This window comes from Apilactobacillus kunkeei (assembly GCF_001421115.1).
Lineage (GTDB): Bacteria > Bacillota > Bacilli > Lactobacillales > Lactobacillaceae > Apilactobacillus > Apilactobacillus kunkeei_F.
Genome location: NZ_JXCW01000005.1, coordinates 107,355 through 130,923, shown reverse-complemented (window position 1 = coordinate 130,923; position 23,569 = coordinate 107,355). Strand labels below are relative to the sequence as shown.

The following is a 23,569-nucleotide window of genomic DNA, read 5'->3' as shown; positions in this document are numbered from 1 at the left end:
TCTTAGTCCTTGTTGAAGGGTAGTTCAACCGCTGAGTCTGATAAATCGATGGTGTACTTCACATCTTGGTTACCACGAATTGATTTGTCGAAGTCGGTTGCGTAGATGACAACAGCTAATTGATGACCGGCCTTAACCTTGTAGACGTTTGGTTGTAAGTCAAAGTTAACTTCGTAGAATTCGTCAGCCTTTAGATCACTTACTTGGTAAGCGTTGTTTCTGTTTTGCATGTTGATGTGACCTTCAGCAATCTTCTTGAATGGAGTCTTCTTACGACTCATCTTGAATTCGCGAAGGGTATCTTCACGCCATAGGTAGCCTAATTGAATCTTAGCGTGGTCAACGGATTCTGGTTGAGCGTTTAATCTGAAGTCTTCACCTAAATCGATTAGTTGAGCACTCAACATACCGAAGTCTTTTGATGATGATGCGGTCAAGTGGATGTGAGCCTTACCATTGATAGTTACATCCTTTAGGAGTTTGTCGAAGGTAAAGATGACACGGTTGTCGTTGATAGGAGCATCGCTTCCGCCGATTACCAAGTCGTTTTCCCACTTGTTGACGTCATTGCAGTATGCTTCAAAGTCCTTTTCATCTAGTGAGTCTGAGAAACTAACCTTGTCGTCAGTAACTTCAGAATCATCTGATGGTTTAGCTAATTCGAAACGTTTTAGGTTTTCATCTTCGTCGAATTCATCGATTGCATACCAGTTTTGGTCGGTCGCATTGTCTTGAACCAAGATGTTAGGGATTAGGTTGTCGGCGTCGTTTTCAACTTCCATCAACTTGTTGGTGAACCATAGGTTGACCATGTCAGTGAAATCAAGTGATTGGAATGCGTTGATGTAGATGTGTTGACCTTGATGTAAAATCATCTTCTTTGAGATGTTTAATGGGTCAACGGCATGCCAGATGTTTGCGACGTTAATTGGTTTGACGTTTTCGTCGTTTAAACCGTGAATGAAGAACATGTCAGCCTTAATCTTCTTAGCGTCGTTTAGGTAGTTACGCTTGTTCCAAAAGGCGTTGTAATCACCAGAATTACGATCTTGTTCATTAGTGATGTTAGTTAGTTGGATTTCCCATTTCTTTTCGTTCTTGATGTCTTCGGCAGCTGACTTTTTACGACTGTAAGTTTCGGCAGCTAATACATCGGCATCTTCACCTTGGAAGCCACCAGGAGCCATTACTAGTCCGTTTTCACGGTAGTAGTCATACCAACTAGAAATAGCGGCTTCAACTAGGCAGGCCTTTAGTCCTGCAACACCGGTTGTGGCAGCGGCGATTTGTAAGGTACCTAGGTAAGAACGGCCAGACATTGCGACGTTTCCGTTTGACCAGTATGCTTCGATTTGGTTGTTGTCGGTACGGTTGGTAAATGCAACACGGTTGCCGGCAAGCCATTCGATAACGGCAGTTGCTGAGATGGTTTCATACTTATCACCAGTGGTTCTAAAGCCATCTGATTCGTAAGTTCCGATTCCAGCGGAGTAGACAATGGCGTATCCACGAGCCAAGAAGTAATCGTTTAGAGTGTATGATTGTTCACGGCTAAATGTCTGTTCAGCCTTTCTAGTCTTACCTTCAACGTTACGTGCGGCAGGTAGTTCGGGTTCTTTTTCCTTCTTATTAATGTCCGATAGAGACACAGTGTTAGGTTCTTTGTGCTTAAGACCTAGGTTAACGTTGTGGGTTAACTTTTCACCGTCGGCATCGTTGGTGCCTTGGTTGTAAGGACTAGCAGTAAAGATGACCGGAACGGTTTTCTTGTTGCTTTCTTTTGGGCGAACGATTTCAGTCTTTAGTAGGTCTAACTTACCGTCATTGTCGGTATCCATTGGTGCTTCAACGTAGACAACTTCACGAATTAGGTTGTTAGTGTCATAGACTGGCATACTCTTACCGTTGAAGATAAGTGGTTTGTCGAATTGGTTGTAGTTTTGGGCGAAGTAACCTTCACCGGCTAGGTGGTCGATTAAAGTCACACCGTATTTAGTGTGGGTATTCAATAGAAGATACCATGCACAAATCACGTCGTATAGGCTCATTGGATCGTGAACGTCGGCGACTGGTAGGTTTAGAGTTTGCATCTTAGTGATTGAGTTATCGATTAAGAAGTCTTCACCGACTGTGAATTGTAGAAGTTGTAACGCAATGTTGTAAAACGCAATCTTGGATAGTGGGGCGTTTTTGTCTAGGTAGGTTAATGCGTCATCTTCAAAACTAGCCATGATTTGTGAAATTTTTTGTCCTCGGATGGCTAAACTTTGTGAATCTAAAAAGTAAGTCATCAAGAAGTGTTTTAATAATGCTGATGGGTTGTCAATTTTATCAGTTTCTTCATCTAAGAAATGAATAGCGCGTAATTCGTTCTTAGCAACTTTTAAATTGTAATCAGCAATTGCATATTGATGATTTTTCATAATTATTCTCCTAACTTATGTATAGGTTTGTTTTCATTATATCAGATTAAGCGAAACATCTATTCAGTTTTACTGATAAATACTTAATGATAATCTATCAAAATGATATAATGATAGCAAATCAAATGTGGAGGGATGATTATGGTAACAGAGATTGACGGAGGTGCCATCGTGTACCGCGTAGTTGATAATAAGCCAGTCTACCTATTAGAAAAAAGTGCTACTAGTGACTTCTGGGGATTTCCTAAGGGACACGTCGAAGGCGATGAAACTCTAGAACAAGCAGCAATTAGAGAAATTAAGGAAGAAACCGGCATTGACGCCACTATTGATACCGAATTCAGTATTGATGCAAACTATGACATGAAAAATGGTCACCATAAAGTGGTTACTTTCTATACTTCTCAAGTTGATAGTGATAAAGTAACGCTACAAGCTGAAGAAATCAGCGACTATGTCTGGGCTCCTTTTGATGAAGCAATGAAGATCGTTACCTTCGATAACCTAAAAGACATTTTGAAACATACTAACGAATACATCGTAGAAAAGCTGGGATAGCCAATGGATGCAAAGAAATTAATAGTGATTACCGGTCCGGCGGGAAGTGGTAAGACTTCTCTTCGCGACTACGTGATTGACAAATACCACGCAGCTAAAGTAATTACGCATACCACAAGAGCGCCACGAGATGGTGAACAAAATGGTATTGATTATTATTTTGAAAATAACGAATCATTTAATCAATTGCATTTATTGGAACACGTTGAATATTCACATGCCAAGTATGGATCCTCAATGGAAGGGATTAACGAAGCATGGACTAAAAATGATTTAGCAATTATTGTTTTAGATACATTGGGTGCAGCTACATATAAGGAAAAACTAGGGGATCAAGCAATCGTTTTGTTTGTCCAAGTCAACGACCCAGTTATCTTACGTGAACGAATGATTAAACGCGGTGATGACATCGAACGTGTCAATCAACGAATTCGCAGTAATGAATACAAACGCGATATTGAAATCCCAGACAACTTAAAAGATGTAGCAACCATCATTGAAAATAATGATTGGCAAAAAGCACAAAACCAAGTTGATGAATTAATCAAAACAATCTAAAAAAAGACCTAACGTAAAGTTAGGTCTTTTTATTTATATTAATCGAATAATTGCTAATGAGATAATTCCGACAATCACGACCACCAATAAACTCTTGGTGAGAATGGCAGCAATAACCGATGGAATTGATGCGATTAGGTTTTCCCAGTTGATTGAAGGTAAGTGGCCCAGGTGTTGGACGAACAGTTGTGAGAACCACAACGTTGCCATGATCACGATAGGGACGAAACTTAGAAACTCTTCAACCGGTTTCGATAGTTTAAATTTCTTTAATAGGATGAACGGCATCACACGTGACAACCAGGTAACTAGCATACATCCAATCACGGTTAGTAGGACGAAATTAAAAGAAGACATGTTTGATAATCACTCCAATCAGACAAGTAATTAGTGTTACTAGTAGGATTAATAGGTTGCTTGGAATAAAGATTAATCCAATAAATACCATGATGAAGGTGATTAAAATCATCAGTAGTTTTAATTTCAATGGCATACCGTTTTTGGCAATCACTTGTAGGTATAATAACCCGATAAACATAGCGACAAGGGCAAAGTCTAACCCAATCGCGTATGGATTATGAATGAAACTACCGGCGATGGCGCCGACAAATGAAGCACCGGCCCAAGTTAGGTAAGAAACGATGTTAGCGGTATTGAACCAGGTAAACGTTAACTGATTATCGGTGTAGTTGACCTTATTCATACCCAACGCAAAACTCTCGTCGGTTAAAAACGAGCCGATTAAGATGTTTTTGAGCATTGAATCGTTTTTGAAATATGGCGCCGTGGTAATGCTCATTAGGATCATTCTGGAGTTGACCAGAAAAATCGCTAGCACAATCGAGAAAACGGGATTGTGTAAAGCCATCATTGAGACCAAAATGAATTGCGCTGATCCAGCATAAACGGTCAACGATAAGATGGCCACTAGCCATGGACTAAAGCCAAGGGACTTCCCAATAATCCCAAAGGCCAGACCAATTCCGATGTAGCCAAACATGGTGGGAATACTATCTTTGATTGCTGCTCTTGCAGTTAGCTGATTGTCGATACCTCATCACATCCTTATAAAAAAGTTAGTTGTTAATAAGATATTGTTTAAAACGTTGACTGTCAACTGCGGTTAGTTCTGCTTTAACCTTGGTTCCTTCGGCAACATATTCTGTTGAAAGCACGTTGGCCTTAGTGTTTAGGTAGTTGACGATGTCACCTTTATCAAACGGAATTAAAAATTCTTCGGTGACATAATCCTTGTAGCTGTTTTCTCTAATAATTTGAACCAATTCATCGATGGAGTCTTCTTCAAGGGCGGCCATGATTAGGTTGTCACCGGCACGTTGTGGACGGGGTTCATCTAGGATGTCGGCCTTATTGAAGACGGTAATCATTGGAATGTTTTCAACCCCGATTTTCTTCAATGTTTGTTCAGTGGTCTTCATCATTAGTTCCTTATTTTCATCGGCTTCGTCGACTACTTGGACCAATAGATCTGCGTTGGCTGCTTCTGCTAAAGTAGAACGGAAGGCCTTTACTAATTGGTGAGGTAACTTACTTACGAAACCAACGGTGTCAGATAACAACATTGTTTTGTTGTCGTCGAAAATTAGTTTTCTAACGCTGGTATCCAAGGTAGCAAACAACATGTTTTTAACCATGACTTGCTTTTCTTGGTTTTCGCCGTAGCGGTTAACCAGTTGGTTCATGATGGTTGACTTACCAGCATTGGTGTATCCAACTAGGGCAATAGTAGGGATGTTTTTACCATCACGTTGCTTTCTTTGTGTTAAGTCTGATTTTTGGATATCCTTTAGTTCTTGTTTAATGTGAGAAATATCCTTTTCAATCACACGACGGTTTAATTCCAGTTGAGATTCACCGGAACCACGGTTGGTGAATCCACCACCACCGCTACCAGTTTGTTGATCTAGTCGTTGACTAGCACTGGTGTGCAAACGGGGTAGCTGGTATTGCAACTTGGCCAATTGAACTTGAAGTTTGGCTTCGTGAGTTCTGGCACGGTTGGCAAAGATTTCCAAAATTAGACCTGTACGGTCGATGATTTTTGTTTCAGTTTGCTTTTCTAGGTTTCTAATTTGGCTAGGTGATAGTTCATCGTTAACAATGACCATGTCAGCGTCTTTATCCAAGACGGTCATCTTTAGTTCTTCAACTTTACCTTTACCGAAGTATGTGGCTTTATCGGGATGATCTAGCTTTTGAACCAGACGAGCCACAACTTCTAGGTTATTAGCTTCAGCTAGGGCAGCTAATTCAGTCATTGAGTACTCGAATTGCTCATTGTCTAGGTTTAAACCGATGATAACGGCAGTTTGTTGTTCTGTATCCAAATGAATACCTCCTTGTTATTTTTATCCATTATACCATTTACGTATCATTAATAAGAATGGTTATAAAAAAAGAGAAAATCTAACAAAAATTAGAGAGTTTTAATATAATTATGAGCATATCTTTTATAATGATTAGATTATCTAAACCATTCATATACCTTGATATCTTAAGATTTTCTTTACTTTTGAATTTAAAAAAATTCAACTAAATTAGAATTAAATTAGAAAAAGTATTGCATTTTATAATGAGATGGTGGTATTATTTTCTCAATCCTTTTAAACAAAAACTTATTAGTAAGGAAATTGGGGGTAATGGAAATGAAAATGAAATCCGTAGTAAAGCTAGGGGTTGTTGGTGCAGCATCAGCATTCCTACTAGCAGCTTGTGGTAATTCTTCAAAAGAATCTACAAGTAAGTATATTAACTGGCAAGAAAATTCACAGTTACCTACACTAGATGCTTCAAAGGCAACTGATACACTTAGTTTTAGTACATTAAACAATAGTAATGAAGGACTATTACTTAATGCTGCTAACAACAAGGTAAAACCTGGTGTAGCCGAAAGTTACAAGGTATCAAAAGACGGTAAGACATATACATTCAACTTACGTCACTCAAAATGGAGTGATGGTAAGCCTGTAACTGCCAAAGACTTCGTCTACGGTTGGCAACGTACTGTAAACCCTAAGACAGCTTCACAATACTCATACCTATTCTCAGATGTTAAAAATGCTGATGCAATCGGTAAGGGTAAGGCACCTGTTTCATCATTAGGTATCAAAGCTGACGGTGATTACAAAGTTGTAGTTACATTAGACAAACCTCAAGATTACTTCAAGTACTTAGTAACCATGGCACCATTCTTACCACAAAGCGAATCAGCTGTTAAGAAGTTCGGTTCAGCTTACGGTACTACAAGTAAGGACATGGTATACAACGGACCATTCAAGGTTGAAGGATGGACTGGTACAAACAACTCATGGAACTTAATCAAGAACAAGGACTACTACAACGCAAGCAAGATCAAGGTTGCTGGTATTAAGATTAATGCTCAAAACGATGCTAACACTTCACTAAACCAATATGAAACTGGCCAATTTGATTCAGTTCAATTAGCTGGTGCACAACAAGTTGGTAAGTACAAGAACTCAAGTGAATACCACGCATTAAAACAAGCGTCAACTTTCTACATCGAATTAAACGAAAAGAAAGATCCTATCTTTAAGAACGCAAACATTAGAAAAGCTATCTCATTAGCAATTGACCGTAACGAATACACTAAGAACACCTTAGGTGACGGATCAATCTCTGCTGTTGGTTACGTATCACCAGGTATGTCAAAACGTGACGGTAAGGACTTCACTGAAGATGCCGGTACTAAGACTGGTGTAACTTACAACTTAGCAGAAGCTAAGAAATTATGGGCTAAGGGTCTAAAAGAAGTTGGTAAGAAGTCAGTTAACTACTCAATCCTATCTGATGACACTGATTCAGGTAAGAAGACTACTGAATTCCTACAAACTGCTCTAGAAAAACTACCTGGCCTAAAGGTATCTACACAAAACATTCCATTCAAGTCAAGATTGAACCGTTCACAAAATGGTCAATTCGACATGGTTGTTAGTGCATGGGGTGCTGATTTCCCAGACCCAATTTCATTCCTACAACTATTTACTTCTGATGGTTCATACAACAACGGTAAGTGGAGTAACGCTAAGTTCGACGCAGATGTTAAGAATGCTGAAGGCGTAGACGCAAACAACCCTGCAAAACGTTGGAACGATCTAGTAAATGCTGAAAAAGAACTAATGGCTGACCAAGGAATTATTCCTCTATACCACCAAGTTCAATCACGTGTTATCAAGCCTCGTGTAAGTGGAGTACAATTCTTCCCTACAGGTGCATCTTACGACTTTAGAGATGCTACTATCTCAAAGAAGTAAAAAATAATTAAATTTAGTTTTTTCATTGTGAAGAGTTTTAGATAGCTACTATAATGGATGTAGTCGAATCTAAAACTCTTCCGTACATAAAGGGGAATTTTCCCTGAAAGATTGTGAGGATAAAAAATATGGTTAAGTTTTTAGCAAAGCGAATTTTCTACTTGTTATTAACGTTATTCATAGTTGTCACTGTGACATTCTTCTTAATGAAGTTAATGCCAGGGACTCCATTGACTAACGAAGCCAAGCTTTCTCCAGCCGAACGTTACATGGTGTTAAAACAATACGGCTTGGATAAACCAGTTTGGCAACAATACATTAGTTACCTAGTGAACGCCGTTCAAGGTAACTTTGGAACATCATTCCAATTCAGTGATCAACCAGTTTCATACCTAATCTCAAGTCGTATGGGACCATCACTTCTATTGGGTGCTCAAGCAATGGTTGTCGGTGTTATCGCCGGTATCATTGTTGGTGCTGTCGGGGCAATCAAGAAGAGCACATGGGTTGATACTTCAACTACTATCATCTCAATTCTAGGAATTTCAATTCCTTCATTCGTCTTCTCAGTATTACTACAATACGTAATTGCTTTGAAGTGGAACTGGTTGCCAATTGCCGGTTGGAGTGGATTTGCATACACAATCCTTCCAACATTAGCATTGGCAGCAATGCCATTAGCCGAATCAGCGCGTTTCGTACGTACTGAAATGGTTGACGTTTTAAGTTCAGACTACATTGAACTAGCAAGAGCCAAGGGTCTAAGCAAGTTCGGTATCATCTACCACCATGCTTTAAGAAATAGTTTAATCCCATTGGTAACAATCATCGGTCCATTGGCCGTAAACATCATGACTGGATCACTAGTTGTTGAAAACATTTTCGCAATTCCAGGTATTGGTGAACAATTCGTTAACTCAGTGTTAACAAACGATTACCCAACAATTATGGGACTTACAGTTATGTATTGTTTCCTATTATGTGTCGTATTATTAATCACCGACATCGTATACGGAATAATCGATCCAAGAATCAGAGTAGCAGGGGGAAGAGAATAAAATGGCAGATAAAGCAAAACAACTACCAAAAGACGCCTTTGAACCATTATCAGATGGTGCACATTTAGATAATGAAAAAATCGCGACTCCTTCTCTTACTTTTGTGAAGGATTCATGGCGTCGTCTAAAGAAAAATAAAGCGGCAATGATTTCACTATACATTTTGATTTTCTTATTTGTCGTATCATTTGGATCAGCATTGATTCCTGCATTCAGCAGCATTTCAACTCATCCAAACTTAAATAACTTACCACCACGTATTCCTGGAATTGACATTCCTGGATTTAACGGAACTTTAGTGCAAGGTGGAGCACGTGTTAACGCCTATACAGGTGCTGCTGCTAACCATTACTTCTGGTTAGGAAGTGACTACTTAGGTCGTGACTTGTTCGCAAGAACATTATTCGGTACTAGAATTTCACTATTAATCGCCGTTGTCGCAACTTTCTTCGATTTAACTATCGGGGTTGCCTACGGAATTATCTCAGGTTGGATTGGTGGAAAGGTTGATACTTTCATGCAACGTGTCATCGAAATCCTACTATCAATTCCTAACCTAGTTGTTATGATTCTTCTACTATTGGTATTAAAACCAGGTATTCCTGCAATCATCATTGCGATTGCATTTACTAGTTGGATTAACATGGCTCGTTTGGTTCGTGCACAAACACTTGAACTAAAGAGTCAAGAATTCGTGCTAGCTGCACGTTCACTGGGTGAAAGTTCATTTAAGATTGCTTTCAAGCACTTATTACCAAACTTAACTTCAGTGATTATCATTAATACTATGTTCACTATTCCAAGTGCAATCTTCTTCGAAGCATTCCTATCATTTATCGGAATTGGGGTTCCAGCTCCAGCTGCTTCATTAGGTACATTGATTAGTAACGGTCAAAAGTCATTCCAATTCTTACCATATCAAATGTGGGTTCCAGCAATCGTTCTTTCATTATTAATGATTGCATTCAACATTTTAGGTGATGGTCTAAGAGATGCATTTGACCCTAAGTCAAGAGAGTAGGTGACAAGAATGGAAAACAAGGAAAACATCCTAGAAGTTAGAAATTTATCAATTAATTTCAAAACTTACGCGGGTACTGTTCAAGCCATTCGTGACATTAGTTTTGATTTAAAGAAGGGTGAAACCCTAGCAATCGTTGGGGAATCAGGTTCTGGTAAATCAGTAACTACTCGAAGCATTATGGGTTTGAACGCAACCAACGCTGATGTTGTCGACGGAAGCATCGAATTCGATGGCCAAGACATTTTAAAACTAGACGAAAAAGAATTAAGTAAATTACGTGGTAGCAAGATTGCTGAAATCTTCCAAGATCCAATGACTTCATTGGACCCAACTATGAAGATTGGTCGCCAAGTTGCTGAACCACTAATGATTCACCAAGGTCTATCCAAAGAAAAAGCAATGGATAAAGCCTTGGAAATGTTAAAACTAGTAGGTATTACTAATGCCGAAGAACGAATCAATGACTATCCATACCAATTCTCTGGTGGGATGAGACAAAGAATCGTGATCGCGATTGCGTTAGTAAACTACCCAGAAATCTTAATTGCTGATGAACCAACCACTGCGTTGGACGTTACCATCCAAGCTAAGATTCTAGAATTAATGAAGGAATTACAAACCAAGATTAACACTTCAATCATCTTCATTACCCATGATTTAGGGGTAGTTGCAGGTATGGCTGATCGTGTTGCAGTTATGTATGCGGGTAAAATCGTTGAATACGGAACTGTTGATGAAATCTTCTACAATCCAAAACACCCATACACTTGGGGGCTATTAGGCTCAATGCCTACTTTGGATACCAACGAAGATGTATTACCATCAATCCCAGGTACTCCTCCAGACCTATTGGAACCACCAGTAGGGGATGCATTTGCTGCTAGAAATAAGTATGCATTAAAGATTGACACAATTGAACAACCACCATTCTTTAAGGTTTCTGACACTCACTACGCAGCAACATGGTTGTTAGATGATAGAGCTCCTAAGGTGACTCCACCAGCTGACATCGTAAAGCGTCAAGAACACTTTAAAAAGACTAAACAAGGATAGGTGGTGACAATATGTTAGATAAAGATGCACCAAAAATTTTAGAAGTAAAAAACTTAAAACAATACTTTAACGTTGGTCGTAAAGACGAAGTTAGAGCTGTTGATGATATTACCTTCAACGTCCATGAAGGGGAAACCTTCGGACTAGTTGGTGAATCTGGCTCCGGAAAGACAACCACAGGTCGTGCAATTAGTCATTTGTATGAACCAACAGGTGGCGAAATCATCTTTGGAGGCAAAGATGTTTCAAAGCTAAAGACTAAAAAAGATGAAAAAGAATTCAGAAGTGATATCCAAACCATCTTCCAAGATCCTTACGCATCATTAAACCCTCGTATGAAGGTTAAAGACATTATTGCCGAAGGTATCGACATTAACCACTTAGCTAAAGACAAGGCTGATCGTGATGCTCAAGTCGAAGAATTATTGGAAACTGTTGGTTTGAACAAAGAACATGCCAACAGATATCCTCATGAATTCTCTGGTGGACAACGTCAAAGAATTGGGATTGCCCGTGCCTTAGCTGTTAAACCTAAGTTCATCATCGCCGATGAACCTATCTCAGCATTGGACGTGTCAATCCAAGCCCAAGTAGTTAACCTACTTAAGGACTTACAAAAGAAACGTAAGCTAACATACCTATTTATTGCCCATGATTTATCAATGGTTAAATACATTAGTGACCGTATCGGTGTTATGCACTATGGTCGTATGTTAGAAATCGCTGATGCCGATGAACTATACGCCCATCCGTTACACGATTACACCAGAAGTTTACTTTCAGCTGTTCCGGTACCGGACCCTGAATTTGAAAGACAACGTGAGATTGTAGATTACGATGCAAGTGTTGAAAGTGATGGAAAGCAACGTAAGTTAGTTGAAATTGCTCCTAACCATTATGTTCGTGCTGCCGATGACGAAATTCAAATGTACAAGGATCGCTTAAACAGCTAAAAAAATAACCGTTACTTTATTAAGTAACGGTTATTTTTACGTTGATTAGACGTTTTCACTTAGGTTGTTGTAGTATTCAACGCTGATTTCACTGGCGTCAGCATTTGATACTAGTTTTGAAACACTGCCGTTTTCGATAGGTTCGGAAACGTCGATGGTGTCATCCTTGAATTGGTCAACAGCCCATCTGATGATGGTACCGTGAGCCGCAATCATAATGTTGTCACCGTCGCTAGCGTTTTGAATGACTTTCTTTAATCCAGGGATGAAACGATTCAATAAGTCTTGATTGTTTTCAGCATCACCGTAAGGATCATGGGCAGCGATTAAATCGGCTGTGCCACCCATACCTAGTTTGCTAATCATCTTGGCGTAATTGTCCATGCCGTCTGGTCCACCAATTTGGTGCCATGCAGCTTCACTATCGTTTCCTTCAAAGTAACCAAAGTTTTCTTCACGGAAAGCTTTATCTGCAATAGGTTCTTCAATATCTGAGGGATTTTGTTGCAATACATATTTTCCAGTATCAAAAGCACGTGGCATATCACTGGAATATGCATGATTGAATGTAATTGAGCTTAATCTTTTTCCGGCATCAATGGCATCAGCAATACCCTTTTCAGTAAGAGGGGCGTTGGCGATTCCTTGAATACGGTTGTATTTATTTAAATAAGTTTGTCCATGACGAACAAGATAAATGTTAATCATCAGAAAAAACCTCCTGACATATTTGTATGTCTACATTTTATCATATATGGCAGGCGTAGAGAAAAGATTAGGTTAAGCCTCGATTTGCTTTTCTTTCTTTCATATATGTGCTAAAATTAATAACCAAATTTTAAGATAGGAGCGTAGCTCAAATGTCTGAATCAATTAAAGAACAAGAACAAAAACACTTAAATGATGTTTTAGCCAAGGTCGAAGTTGCCAAAGCTGAAGCCGTTAAGAAAATTAATCGTGCCGAAAAAGATGAACATGATATTAATAAAAACTTCTATAATGATGTGCGTTTGAAGACCAGTACTTATTCTGGAATGATGGAAACATCAGTCTCCATTCGTCAACAACAACAAATGCTAGAAGAACGTGAAAATAGTTGGAAACATGCAACTAAGGAATACGACAAACTTGCTAAGATGCAAGAACGTCCTTACTTTGCTCGTCTAGACTTTGAAGAAGAAGGCGAACACAAGGCAGAAACTATTTATATCGGTTTAGGTTCTTTTGCCGATAGTCCAGATCACTACTTGATTTATGACTGGCGTGCTCCAATTTCGAGTATCTACTACGATAGTAAAATTGGTAAATTGACCTACCACACACCAATGGGTGAACAAACCGTAAACGTGACTTTGAAACGTCAATTCCAAATCAAGGATGGAAAGATTGAAACAATCTTTGATACCGACCAAGTGGTTGGGGATCAAATGCTATTGGATAACCTAAATGGTAAGTCCAATACCAAGATGAAGAGTATCGTTACTACCATCCAAAGAGAACAAAACAAGATTATCAGAGATACCAATTCAGATTTGTTATTCGTACAAGGTGCTGCCGGTTCTGGTAAGACCGCTGCGGTATTACAACGTGTTGCATTCCTATTGTACCAATACAGAGGAAAACTAAGCTCAGCGCAAGTTGTATTGTTCTCACCTAACCAATTGTTCAACGATTACATCAACCAAGTGTTGCCTGAATTGGGTGAACAAAACATGGTGCAAATGACTTACTACCAATACAGTAGTTTGCGTGTGCCTAAGTTCAAGGTTGAAACTCTTTCTGAACGTTTCGAAGAAGATAATTCAGAAGATAAGAAACTAAGAAACATCAACAACCTAAAGAACAGTCTAGAATTCTTCAAGGCTGAAACTGCCTACACTAACCACTTGAACAGTGAAGACATGAAGTTCAAGAATTTGAAGTTCCAAGACGATATCTTTATCTCAAAGGAACAAATTGCAGAAATCTACTACAGCTTCAATGAAAACTACAACCTAAGAAACCGTCTAGACGCTACCAAGGAACGCTTGATTAAGATTTTGAACCGTCGTGTTAAAGTTGAAATGAAGAAGCCTTGGGTAGAACAAGCGGTCCAAGACTTGAGTAGAGAACAAATTCAAGCCGTGCAAAACGCCCATCCAGACGAATTTGAAAACGCAGATAAGGAATTCGACTTCCTAGCAAGACACATCGTTATCGGTGCCTTCAAGCGTATTAGAAAACAAATCGTCCATGGTCGTTTCCTAGGGGTTAACAACCAACTAGTGCACTTCTTAAGAAACGTGCCAAACCTAATCGACTTATCCAAGTACGACCTAACCAAGGAAGACTGGACCAAGTCAGTTGATGCTTCAATCAACCAAATGAAGAACGGTCACATCTCAATGTCAGATGTTTCAGTATACCTATACCTATTCGATCGTATCTCAGGTAAACGTCCAAAGACCGACATCAAGTACCTATTCATTGATGAAGTCCAAGACTACACCGCATTCCAAATGGCATTTATGAAGTTCACCTTCCCACGTGCTCGTTTCACATTACTAGGGGACTTGAACCAAGCTATCTTCACTCATGAAAATAGTCATACATTGCTATCAGAACTATCAACCATGTTTGATCCTGAAAAGACTAACGTCGTGCAACTTACTAAGTCATACCGTTCAACTGAACAAATCACTGACTTCACTAAGCACATTCTAGAAGGCGGTAGCCAAATCGAATCATTCGCGCGTGTCGGTGATAAACCGGTCATGCAAGTGGTTGAAAATAGGGATGCTGCTCTCGATAAGTTAGTCGCTAGAATCGATAATGATAAGGAAAAACACGATACAACAGCCATTATTGTCAAAACTTTGGCTGATGCTAAGTTATTATCCGAACAATTAGACGACAGAAACGTAAAAAATACGCTTATACAGACCGAAAACCAACGTTTGACTACTGGAACCCTAGTAATACCTGCTTACCTTGCTAAAGGGCTAGAATTTGACTCTGTGGTCATGTTTGACGCAGATGACAAACATTTTGGTGACGAAGCAGACCGTCAATTGGTTTACACAATCTGTACTCGTGCCATGCATGAACTAACAATTATCGCTGAAGGAAAGCCAACTCACTTGTTTGATGTTGTGCCTAGCGATTTATATGATTTACAATAATCGCAATTAGTAACAAATAAAAGCGCCTATCCATAGGGATTAGGCGCTTTTTTGTCGTTTCTAAGATGTTCGGTGGTATTATGGACGTACTACTTTTATTTGAACGGAGGCGTAAAATTGTCAGATCCAATCAATTACTACGCATTTAAGAAAGACGAGTGGAAGGACTTATACAAGTTACGCTCGATTCCCGTTACTACCGACGGGCTAAAACAAATCAAGGCCTTTAACGATGAGATTTCCATCCAAGACGTGCGCGACGTCTACATTCCCATCGTTCATTTGTTGGACCTATGTACCCAAAACTTCAACCAATGGCAAAAGACCAAGACGGCCTTTTTGGATAAGCAAGACAGAAAGGTGCCATTTATCATCGGGATTTCTGGAAGTGTGGCCGTTGGTAAATCAACTACCGCCAGACTATTGGAAGTATTGCTATCAAGATACTTCGAAGACAAGAAAATCCAATTAATCACTACCGATGGATTCTTGTACAATTCAGCTGAATTAAAGCGTCGTGGCATCATGGACAGAAAAGGATTCCCTGAAAGTTATGACATGAAGTCATTGATTAACTTCTTAAACGAAGTGAAGTCAGGAAAGCACAACGTCAAAGCGCCGGTTTACTCACATGACGTCTACGACATTATTCCAGACAAGTTCGATATCATTGACCAACCTGATGTTTTGATTATCGAAGGAATTAACACATTACAACTACCAAGTAACCAACAAATCTACGTTTCCGACTTTACTGATTTTTCAATTTACATTGATGCCGATGATGATTTGATTGAACAATGGTACATCGAACGTTTCGAACAATTAATGGATACTGCATTCCAAAATCCATCTAACTACTACTACGAAATGGCCCACACCGATCGTAAGAAGGCCATCGAGACCGCCAAGGATGTTTGGCAACAAATTAATTTACCCAATTTGTTGGAAAATATTAAGCCTACCAAGACTAGGGCAGACCTAATTATTCACAAAACGGACAATCATCGCATCGATAAAATTTTATTAAGAAAGTACTAGATTTAATTTGACGGCATTCTCTTTTCTATGTATGATAAATACAATTTAATGATTGGAGAGTGAATGGTTTGGCTGAAATGGATTTATCATCGTTTGATAAAATCTTGGTGCTTGACTTCGGAAGTCAATACAATCAATTAATCACCCGTCGTATTCGTGATTTTGGTGTATATTCTGAACTAAAGCCCCATGATATGACCATCGACGAAATCAAGGCTTTTAACCCTAAAGGGATTATCTTCTCTGGGGGTCCTAACAGTGTGTATGCAGAAGATGCATTAACTGTTGATCCTAAAATTTTCGAAATGAATATTCCAATTCTAGGTATCTGTTATGGTATGCAACTAATGGCATATAACCTAGGTGGAGGACAAGTTGATGGAGAAGACCATGGACAATATGGTCACGCTGATATCGACATTACCTCTGATAATGCGGAACTATTCAAAGATTTGCCTAAGGAAGAACCAGTTTGGATGAGTCATGGAGACCTTGTTCGTAAGGTTCCAGATGGCTTTGAAAATGTGGCAACTGCAGAAGGTTGCCCAATTACTGCAATGCAAGATACCGCTAGAAAGTTCTATGGAATTCAATTCCATGCGGAAGTTAGAAATACCAAGTACGGTACTGACATCCTAAAGAACTTCGTGTTTAACGTTTGTGGCGCAGAAGCTAACTGGTCAATGAATGACTTTATTGACTTACAAATCAAGCAAATCAGAGAAGAAGTTGGCGACAAGAAGGTTATCTTAGGTCTATCCGGTGGAGTAGATTCAAGTGTAACCGGTGTGTTATTGAACAAGGCCATTGGTGATCAACTAACTTGTATCTTTGTTGACCACGGTCTACTTCGTAAGAACGAAGTTAAGGAAGTAATGGATAGTCTAGAAGGCAAGTTTGGTCTAAACATCATCCAAGTTGATGCAAGCAAACGTTTCTTAGACAAGTTATCCGGTGTTACTGATCCTGAACAAAAGAGAAAGATTATCGGTAATGAATTTATCGAAGTCTTCAATGAAGAAGCTTTGAAGCTTAAGGATGTTGATTTCTTAGCTCAAGGTACTCTATACACTGACGTTATTGAAAGTGGTACTAACACTGCTGAAACTATCAAGTCTCACCATAACGTTGGTGGTCTACCAGAAGACCTACAATTCAAACTAATCGAACCAGTTCGTTCATTATTCAAGGACGAAACTAGACGCTTGGGTGAAGAAATGGGTATGCCAGACTACTTAGTATGGCGTCAACCATTCCCAGGTCCTGGTCTAGGGATTCGTGTTATCGGTGAAGTTACTGAAGACAAGCTAGAAATTGTTAGAAACAGTGACTACATCCTACGTCGCGAAATTGCCGCTGCTGGCTTAGATAAGGATATTTGGCAATACTTCACCATTCTACCTGGTTTTAGAAGTGTTGGTGTGATGGGTGACGGTCGTACTTACGACTACACCATTGCTATCCGTGCCGTTAATTCCATTGATGGAATGACTGCTGATTTCGCTAAGATTCCTTGGGAAGTCTTATCAGAAATCTCAACTAAGATCACAAACGAAGTAGAAGGGGTAAACCGTGTAGTATACGATATTACTAGTAAGCCACCTTCGACAATTGAATGGGAATAATCAGTTCCTAAATAAAAAGAGCTCAACAATTGCTGTTGAGCTCTTTTTGTATTTACTTTCTTGTTTGTCCGTCACCGTTAATGACGTATTTATATGAAGTTAATGCTTCTAGTCCCATTGGACCTCTGGCGTGAAGCTTTTGAGTCGAGATACCGATTTCGGCACCGAAACCAAATTCGAAACCATCGGTGAAACGAGATGAGGCGTTGACGTAAACACAGGCGGCATCAACTTGTTGTTGGAATGAAACCCCGGCAGCGTAGTCGTTAGAAACGATTACTTCGGAGTGGTGGGTTCCATGTTCGTTGATGTGATCAATGGCTGCTTGTCTGGAATCAACTACCTTAATGGAGATGATTAGGGCATTGTATTCTGTGTCCCAGTCCTCTGTAGTAGCGGGGATTACGTCGTCTACGATTGAACGAGTGGCTTCATCACCACGGACTTTAACACCGCGTTCTCGTAAATCGCTGATGATATCTGGTAGGTAGTCATCAGCGACATCTTTATGGATTAATACCTTTTCGGTGGCATTACATACGGAAGGGCGTTGCACCTTACCATTGATGATGATGTTTCGTGCCATTTGTTTGTCGGCATCCTTATCAACGTAGATGTGGCAGTTACCAGCACCGGTTTCAATCACTGGAACAGTGGCGTTGTTTAAAACGGTTTGGATTAAGCGGGCACTTCCGCGGGGGATTAAAACATCAACGTAATCGTTTAGTTCCATGAATGATTGAGCCAGTTCATGAGATGGATCATCGATGACTTGAATCATGTTTGCGTCTAAGCCGTTTTGTTTTAAGACATCACGTAAGATATCGGCCAAGATGACGTTAGAGTTGATTGATTCTTTCCCACCACGTAGGATGACGGCGTTACCGGATTTAAAACAAAGTCCGGCGGCATCGATTGTGACGTTAGGTCTGGCTTCATAGATAATACCGACGACACCAAGTGGGACACGTTGTTTGACGATACGAAGACCGTCTTCGGTTTCCCATCCGCCATCAATCTTAGCGGTAGGATCAGCTAGTCCGACCAATTGTAGTAGTCCGTTGGCCATGTCTGAAATACGTTTTTCGTCTAGTTTTAAACGGTCGATGAACTTGTATTCGATTTGAGGATTTTGTAAATCCTTTTGGTTGGCAGCGATAATCTCATCGGTCTTATCGACAATCGCCTTGGCGAATTGCTTTAAGATATCGTTCTTAGTAGTGGTAGATAGACCAGCTGATTGGAAACTGGCTTTTTTAGCGTTTTTGCCTAATTGAATTAATTCTTGTTTATTCATTTGTACGACCCTCCATAGCTTCGGCACCAAAGTAGGTACCAACGGGACGACCAGAAATGAAGTCGTTGATGATTGCTGGATCATCACCATTTAGAATTGCCATCTTACGGTGGTTATCTAAGATGATTTTGGCGGCGTTTAGTTTGGTTTGCATACCACCGGTTCCGTATTGTGAACCGTGGTCACCGGCAACTTGCATCAAGTCATCGCTAATTTCTGGTACCCATGATAGTAGTTTTGCGTTCGGATTGTCCTTCGGGTTGGCATCGAACAATCCGTCGATGTCGGATAGGATGATAAGTAGGTCGGCATCGACAAAGTTAGTCACAATGGCGGCTAGTTGATCGTTTTCACCAAAGCTGGTTTGGTGATTGAATTCGTCGACCGAGACGGCATCGTTTTCGTTGATGATGGGGACAACCTTATCTTCCAAAAGGGTGTTAATGGTTTTAAGTACATTTTCACTGCTCTTAGGATAGTCAACCACGTCGCGCGTTAATAGTAGTTGCGCCACAGTTTGGTCGGATTCTTTAAAACTATCGGAGTACAAATCCATTAGTTCACTTTGACCAATCGCGGACAATGCTTGTAGTTTACCGATATCGGTAGGACGCGTCTTTAATCCAATGGTGTTCATACCGACACCAACGGCTCCGGAAGTAACCAAGATAACTTCGTGGCCGCTTTGATTTAATTGACTCAACACGGATGATAATGTGTGAATTGTTTTCATATTAATACTGTTGTCAGAATTGATGATGGAGCTAGTCCCGATTTTGACAACGATTCGTTTATATTTACTTGTCATATTCATGATCTCCTGTTCTTTAAAACTAGTTTACTTTAATTTGAAAAAAGTAACAATATGTAAATTAAAATTGCATTAGAGATAGATTAGATGTATTGTAATCGTTAATATAAATTAAGGGGGTTAATTATGGCAGGTAAGGGAAGATTAACTGGGCTTTTATTGGTAATTGTAGGTAGTATTTCATGGGGAGCATCTGGAACTGTCGCGGACTACATGTTCTTAACGCAACACGTACCAGTTCTTTGGGTCGTCGGTATTAGAATGTTTTTAGCAGGAATCCTACTATTATTGACATACAAGATTACCGTTGGTGGCTCCATTTTTATGATTTGGCATGATAAAAGTCAGGCAAGCTTATTAATTTGTTTTGCCATCTTTGGAATGTTGATGTCGCAATTCAGCTACTTATCAGCTGTCAGGTTTGGTAACGCAGCGACCGCAACCGTCCTACAATTTACTACCCCTGTCTTTATTATCATCTATTATTCGATTTCTAGGCGCAAATTGCCTGTTAGATTGGATGTTATTTCAATTATTTTAGCCGTAGTTGGTACATATTTACTGGCGACAAAGGGAGATTTTGGATCATTAACCATCTCTAAGTTGGGATTATTCTTCGGTATCTGTGCTGGAATCGCGGGTGCAAACTGTACGCTGATTCCCATCAAACTTTTAAACAAGTACGATCCAAGATTAGTCTGTGGATGGGCAATGTTACTTGGTAGTTTACCTATTCAACCAATCGTCGTAATTGACACACCGCAAGTAAACATAAACGAAACATTAATATTTGAATTGATTTTCATTACAACCGTAGGAACCATGGTTGCATACTTATTCTATGTCGCTAGTCTAAATTATTTAGAACCTGCGGTAACCGGAACATTAAGTTCGTTTGAACCTCTAACTGCTGCGATTTTATCTGTATCTTTTTTACATCTAAAGCTAACCTTTGTTGAAGTAATAGGAGGGTTATTAATTTTGATGATGGCATTTGTTCAAGTGTTACCACAGAAAAATAAATTAGAATAGAAATTTTATAAAATGATAGAACCCTTATGAATAGTGATATCTTTCACAATGTTAGAGTAAAATGATAAAAATGTCATTAAAAATTTATTATTTTTCGCTTTATTATCGGACGATATGGTGTTACATTATATGTGAAAACAATATCAAGTTTGTATTTATGAAGGAGATTTTATCAATGAAAGCTGCAGTAGTAAGAGACAACTCAGATGGATATGTAGATGTTAAAGATGTTGAACTTCGCCCAATTGAAAATGGTGAAGCTCTAGTTCAAGTTGAATACTGTGGTTTATGCCACACCGACTTACACGTTGCCAACGGAGACTTTGGTGACCAAGCTGGCCGTATTATCGGTCACGAAGGTGTAGGTAAAGTTATTCAAGTTGCCGATGATGTAGATAATCTAAAAATTGGTGATCGTGTATCAATCGCTTGGTTCTTCAAGGGATGCGGTCATTGTGAATACTGCCTAAGTGGTAGAGAAACATTATGTCGTGAAGTTAAGAATGCTGGTTTCACTGTTGACGGTGCTATGGCTGAACAAGTAATCGTTGATGCTAAGTACGCTGTTAAGGTTCCAGAAGGTTTGGACCCAATCGAAGCTACTTCATTAACTTGTGCCGGTGTTACTATGTACAAAGCACTAAAAGTTGGTCACACTAAGCCAGGTCAATGGGTTGAAATGGTAGGTGCCGGTGGTTTAGGTAACCTAGGTGTTCAATTCGCCAACAACGTATTCGGTGCTAACGTTATTGCCGTTGCTCGTGGTAACAACCTAGAAAAGGCTGAAGAATTAGGTGCTAAGAAGGGTATCGACTACCGTTCAGAAAACCTATCAGAAAAGGTTAAGGAAGAAACTAACGGTGGTGCTCACGTTTCAGTTATCACTGCGGTTAACCCAATCGCCTTTGATCAAGCTATCAATGCTTTACGTCCAGACGGTCACTTAGTTGCCGTTGCGCTACCAAAAGGTAACATGGACCTAAACATTGCCCAAACTGTATTGAACGGAATCCACGTTGAAGGTTCACTAGTTGGTACTAGAGAAGACCTACGTGAAACTTTCCAATTCGGTGCTGAAGGTAAGGTTAAGCCAATCGTTCACACTAGAAAGCTATCAGAAATCAACGATGTTATCGACGAAATGAAGAACGGTAAGATTGTTGGTAGAATGGTTATCGATTTTACTAAATAATTTTTAACTAATTAAAGCATTGTCTTTTGGACAATGCTTTTTTTGTACTAAAATAATGACATTAGGAGGTTTGGTTATGGCTAAATATATTTTTCATCCAAATGACATCAAAGAACTAAAAGATCAATACGATGTAGCAATCGTTGGTTCAGGTGCCACAGGATTAATTAGTGCAATTCAAGCTGCAGAACTGGGTCTAAAACCAGTCGTATTAGAAAAGATGGACAAGTTAGGTGGTAACTCGACCAGGGCTTCTTCTGGAATGAACGCTGCTGAAACTTCCGTTCAATTACAACACCACGTGGTAGATAGTTTTCAAGACTTCTACAACGATACATACATCGGTGGTGGCAAACAAAATAACGTTGATTTATTGAAATACTTTACCGAACACGCTGCGTTAACCGTTGATTGGCTAGCCCAACATGACATCAAACTAGATGACTTAACAATCACCGGAGCGATGAATACTAAACGTACTCACCGCCCAAGTTCACAAGCGCCAATCGGAGCTTACTTAGTCACTAGTTTCCTACAAATCATCGAAAAAATGGGCATCGAAGTTTACAACAATGTCGATGTTACAAAAATCGATAAGAATGGTGCCAACATCTCAGGTGTCGAAGTTAAGGATGCCGATGGTAATGAACATTTAATCAATGCTGGTGCGGTCATTTTAGCTACTGGTGGTTTTGGTGCTAACAAGCAACTAATCGGTCAATACCGTGATGACTTGACTCACTACCGTACCACTAACCAAGAAGGAGCAACCGGGGATGGCTTGAAACTAGCCACCGACATTGGTGCTGCCTTGGTCGATATGGACAAGATTCAAGTCCATCCAACCGTTCAACAAGACAACGATCATGCATTCTTGATTGGTGAAGCCATTCGTGGTGAAGGTGCCATCTTGGTAAATACCAAGGGTGAACGTTTCGTCAACGAATTGGACACGAGACAAAAGGTGACCGACGCAATCAACCAACAAGACACTAAGCATGCATACCTAATCTTAGATGAAGAAGTTGTTAACCACGCTCAAGCAGTGAAGTTCTATGACTCCATGGGAATGGTTATTCACGGCGATACAATTGCAGAACTAGCAGAAAAGATTGGTGCCGACGAAAAGACGTTGGCAGATACGATTGCTAAGTGGAATCAAGCCGTTGAAAGTGGCAAGGATGACCTAGGTCGTACCACTGGAATGATCCGTCAATTAACTCACCCAGATTACATGGCCATTCACATTGCACCAGCCATTCACTACACCATGGGTGGAATTAAGATTAACCACTTCACCCAAGTGCTAGATGATAACAATGACGTGATTAATGGTTTGTTTGCGGCGGGAGAAACATCAGGTGGTTTGCACGGTAACAACCGTATCGGTGGTAACTCAATCGCCGAAACCGTTGTCTTTGGTCGCCAAGCTGGTCAACAAGTTTTCAAGTATTTAAACAAATAAGATAGATAAAAATAAATAAAGGAGGT

General features: G+C 39.7%; 20 protein-coding genes. 13 read left to right on the top strand and 7 right to left on the bottom strand.

Going from position 1 to position 23,569, the window contains the following annotated elements; all coding sequences use genetic code 11:
* Positions 1 to 2: 2 nt before the first annotated feature.
* Complete coding sequence (locus RZ55_RS05235; RefSeq protein ID WP_054483760.1) at positions 3 to 2,423, bottom strand: Xaa-Pro dipeptidyl-peptidase; 2,421 nt, start codon at positions 2,421 to 2,423, stop codon at positions 3 to 5.
* Between the two features lie 141 nt (positions 2,424 to 2,564).
* On the opposite strand from RZ55_RS05235, the gene RZ55_RS05230 reads away from it, so the two are divergent.
* Together RZ55_RS05230 and RZ55_RS05225 are read left to right on the top strand one after the other, a co-directional pair.
* The gene (locus RZ55_RS05230) at positions 2,565 to 2,981 is read left to right on the top strand and encodes a bis(5'-nucleosyl)-tetraphosphatase (protein ID WP_034535195.1); all 417 of its coding nucleotides are present in this window, start codon (positions 2,565 to 2,567) and stop codon (positions 2,979 to 2,981) included.
* 3 nt (positions 2,982 to 2,984) lie between these two features.
* Entirely contained in the window at positions 2,985 to 3,539 is a 555-nt protein-coding gene (locus tag RZ55_RS05225; RefSeq protein WP_057175900.1) for a guanylate kinase, read from the top strand.
* Positions 3,540 to 3,572: 33 nt separating this feature from the next.
* On the opposite strand, the gene RZ55_RS05220 is transcribed toward RZ55_RS05225, so the two are convergent.
* The 3 genes from RZ55_RS05220 to hflX are packed head-to-tail and all read right to left on the bottom strand — an operon-like array spanning position 3,573 to position 5,893.
* Entirely contained in the window at positions 3,573 to 3,896 is a 324-nt protein-coding gene (locus tag RZ55_RS05220; RefSeq protein WP_054483758.1) for an AzlD domain-containing protein, read from the bottom strand.
* The gene (locus tag RZ55_RS05215; RefSeq protein ID WP_053792899.1) at positions 3,883 to 4,590 is read right to left on the bottom strand and encodes an AzlC family ABC transporter permease; all 708 of its coding nucleotides are present in this window, start codon (positions 4,588 to 4,590) and stop codon (positions 3,883 to 3,885) included. The genes RZ55_RS05220 and RZ55_RS05215 overlap by 14 nt, the downstream gene beginning before the upstream one ends.
* Positions 4,591 to 4,615: 25 nt before the next feature.
* A complete protein-coding gene (hflX, locus tag RZ55_RS05210; protein WP_431354842.1) occupies positions 4,616 to 5,893 on the bottom strand; it encodes a GTPase HflX in 1,278 nt (425 codons plus the stop codon).
* A gap of 312 nt (positions 5,894 to 6,205) precedes the next feature.
* Here hflX and RZ55_RS05205 point away from each other — a divergent pair, with 312 nt between their 5' ends.
* From RZ55_RS05205 to RZ55_RS05185, 5 genes are all read left to right on the top strand, one after another.
* Entirely contained in the window at positions 6,206 to 7,831 is a 1,626-nt protein-coding gene (locus tag RZ55_RS05205; protein ID WP_053792897.1) for a peptide ABC transporter substrate-binding protein, read from the top strand.
* A gap of 128 nt (positions 7,832 to 7,959) precedes the next feature.
* Positions 7,960 to 8,889, top strand: a complete 930-nt coding sequence (gene opp3b, locus RZ55_RS05200; protein WP_053792896.1) for an oligopeptide ABC transporter permease — start codon at positions 7,960 to 7,962, stop codon at positions 8,887 to 8,889.
* A gap of 1 nt (position 8,890) precedes the next feature.
* Positions 8,891 to 9,910 carry an ABC transporter permease gene (locus RZ55_RS05195; protein WP_057175898.1) on the top strand — a complete coding sequence of 340 codons (1,020 nt, stop codon included), beginning with the start codon at positions 8,891 to 8,893 and terminating at the stop codon, positions 9,908 to 9,910.
* A gap of 9 nt (positions 9,911 to 9,919) precedes the next feature.
* Entirely contained in the window at positions 9,920 to 10,966 is a 1,047-nt protein-coding gene (locus RZ55_RS05190; RefSeq protein ID WP_057175897.1) for an ABC transporter ATP-binding protein, read from the top strand.
* A gap of 11 nt (positions 10,967 to 10,977) precedes the next feature.
* A complete protein-coding gene (locus tag RZ55_RS05185) occupies positions 10,978 to 11,919 on the top strand; it encodes an ABC transporter ATP-binding protein (RefSeq protein WP_057175896.1) in 942 nt (313 codons plus the stop codon).
* A gap of 45 nt (positions 11,920 to 11,964) precedes the next feature.
* On the opposite strand, the gene RZ55_RS05180 is transcribed toward RZ55_RS05185, so the two are convergent.
* A complete protein-coding gene (locus RZ55_RS05180) occupies positions 11,965 to 12,627 on the bottom strand; it encodes a histidine phosphatase family protein (RefSeq protein WP_318531782.1) in 663 nt (220 codons plus the stop codon).
* A 152-nt stretch (positions 12,628 to 12,779) separates the two neighbouring features.
* On the opposite strand from RZ55_RS05180, the gene helD reads away from it, so the two are divergent.
* From helD to guaA, 3 genes are all read left to right on the top strand, one after another.
* Positions 12,780 to 15,080, top strand: coding sequence for an RNA polymerase recycling motor HelD (gene helD, locus RZ55_RS05175; RefSeq protein WP_057175895.1), 2,301 nt, complete (start codon positions 12,780 to 12,782; stop codon positions 15,078 to 15,080).
* A 117-nt stretch (positions 15,081 to 15,197) separates the two neighbouring features.
* A complete protein-coding gene (coaA, locus tag RZ55_RS05170) occupies positions 15,198 to 16,121 on the top strand; it encodes a type I pantothenate kinase (RefSeq protein ID WP_057175894.1) in 924 nt (307 codons plus the stop codon).
* A 77-nt stretch (positions 16,122 to 16,198) separates the two neighbouring features.
* Positions 16,199 to 17,746, top strand: a complete 1,548-nt coding sequence (guaA, locus tag RZ55_RS05165) for a glutamine-hydrolyzing GMP synthase (RefSeq protein ID WP_081034517.1) — start codon at positions 16,199 to 16,201, stop codon at positions 17,744 to 17,746.
* Positions 17,747 to 17,798: 52 nt separating this feature from the next.
* Here the strand turns inward: guaA and RZ55_RS05160 are convergent, their stop codons facing one another.
* Positions 17,799 to 19,043, bottom strand: coding sequence for a glutamate-5-semialdehyde dehydrogenase (locus tag RZ55_RS05160; RefSeq protein WP_057175892.1), 1,245 nt, complete (start codon positions 19,041 to 19,043; stop codon positions 17,799 to 17,801).
* Positions 19,036 to 19,851: a glutamate 5-kinase gene (gene proB / locus RZ55_RS05155; RefSeq protein WP_241772053.1), complete on the bottom strand. Its 816-nt coding sequence runs from the start codon at positions 19,849 to 19,851 to the stop codon at positions 19,036 to 19,038. Before proB ends, RZ55_RS05160 begins: the two co-directional genes overlap by 8 nt.
* A 129-nt stretch (positions 19,852 to 19,980) precedes the next feature.
* On the opposite strand from proB, the gene RZ55_RS05150 reads away from it, so the two are divergent.
* From RZ55_RS05150 to RZ55_RS05140, 3 genes are all read left to right on the top strand, one after another.
* Entirely contained in the window at positions 19,981 to 20,886 is a 906-nt protein-coding gene (locus tag RZ55_RS05150) for a DMT family transporter (protein ID WP_057175891.1), read from the top strand.
* A gap of 175 nt (positions 20,887 to 21,061) precedes the next feature.
* Entirely contained in the window at positions 21,062 to 22,078 is a 1,017-nt protein-coding gene (adhP, locus tag RZ55_RS05145; RefSeq protein ID WP_034535094.1) for an alcohol dehydrogenase AdhP, read from the top strand.
* Between the two features lie 76 nt (positions 22,079 to 22,154).
* The gene (locus RZ55_RS05140; RefSeq protein ID WP_057175890.1) at positions 22,155 to 23,543 is read left to right on the top strand and encodes a flavocytochrome c; all 1,389 of its coding nucleotides are present in this window, start codon (positions 22,155 to 22,157) and stop codon (positions 23,541 to 23,543) included.
* Positions 23,544 to 23,569 lie beyond the last annotated feature (26 nt).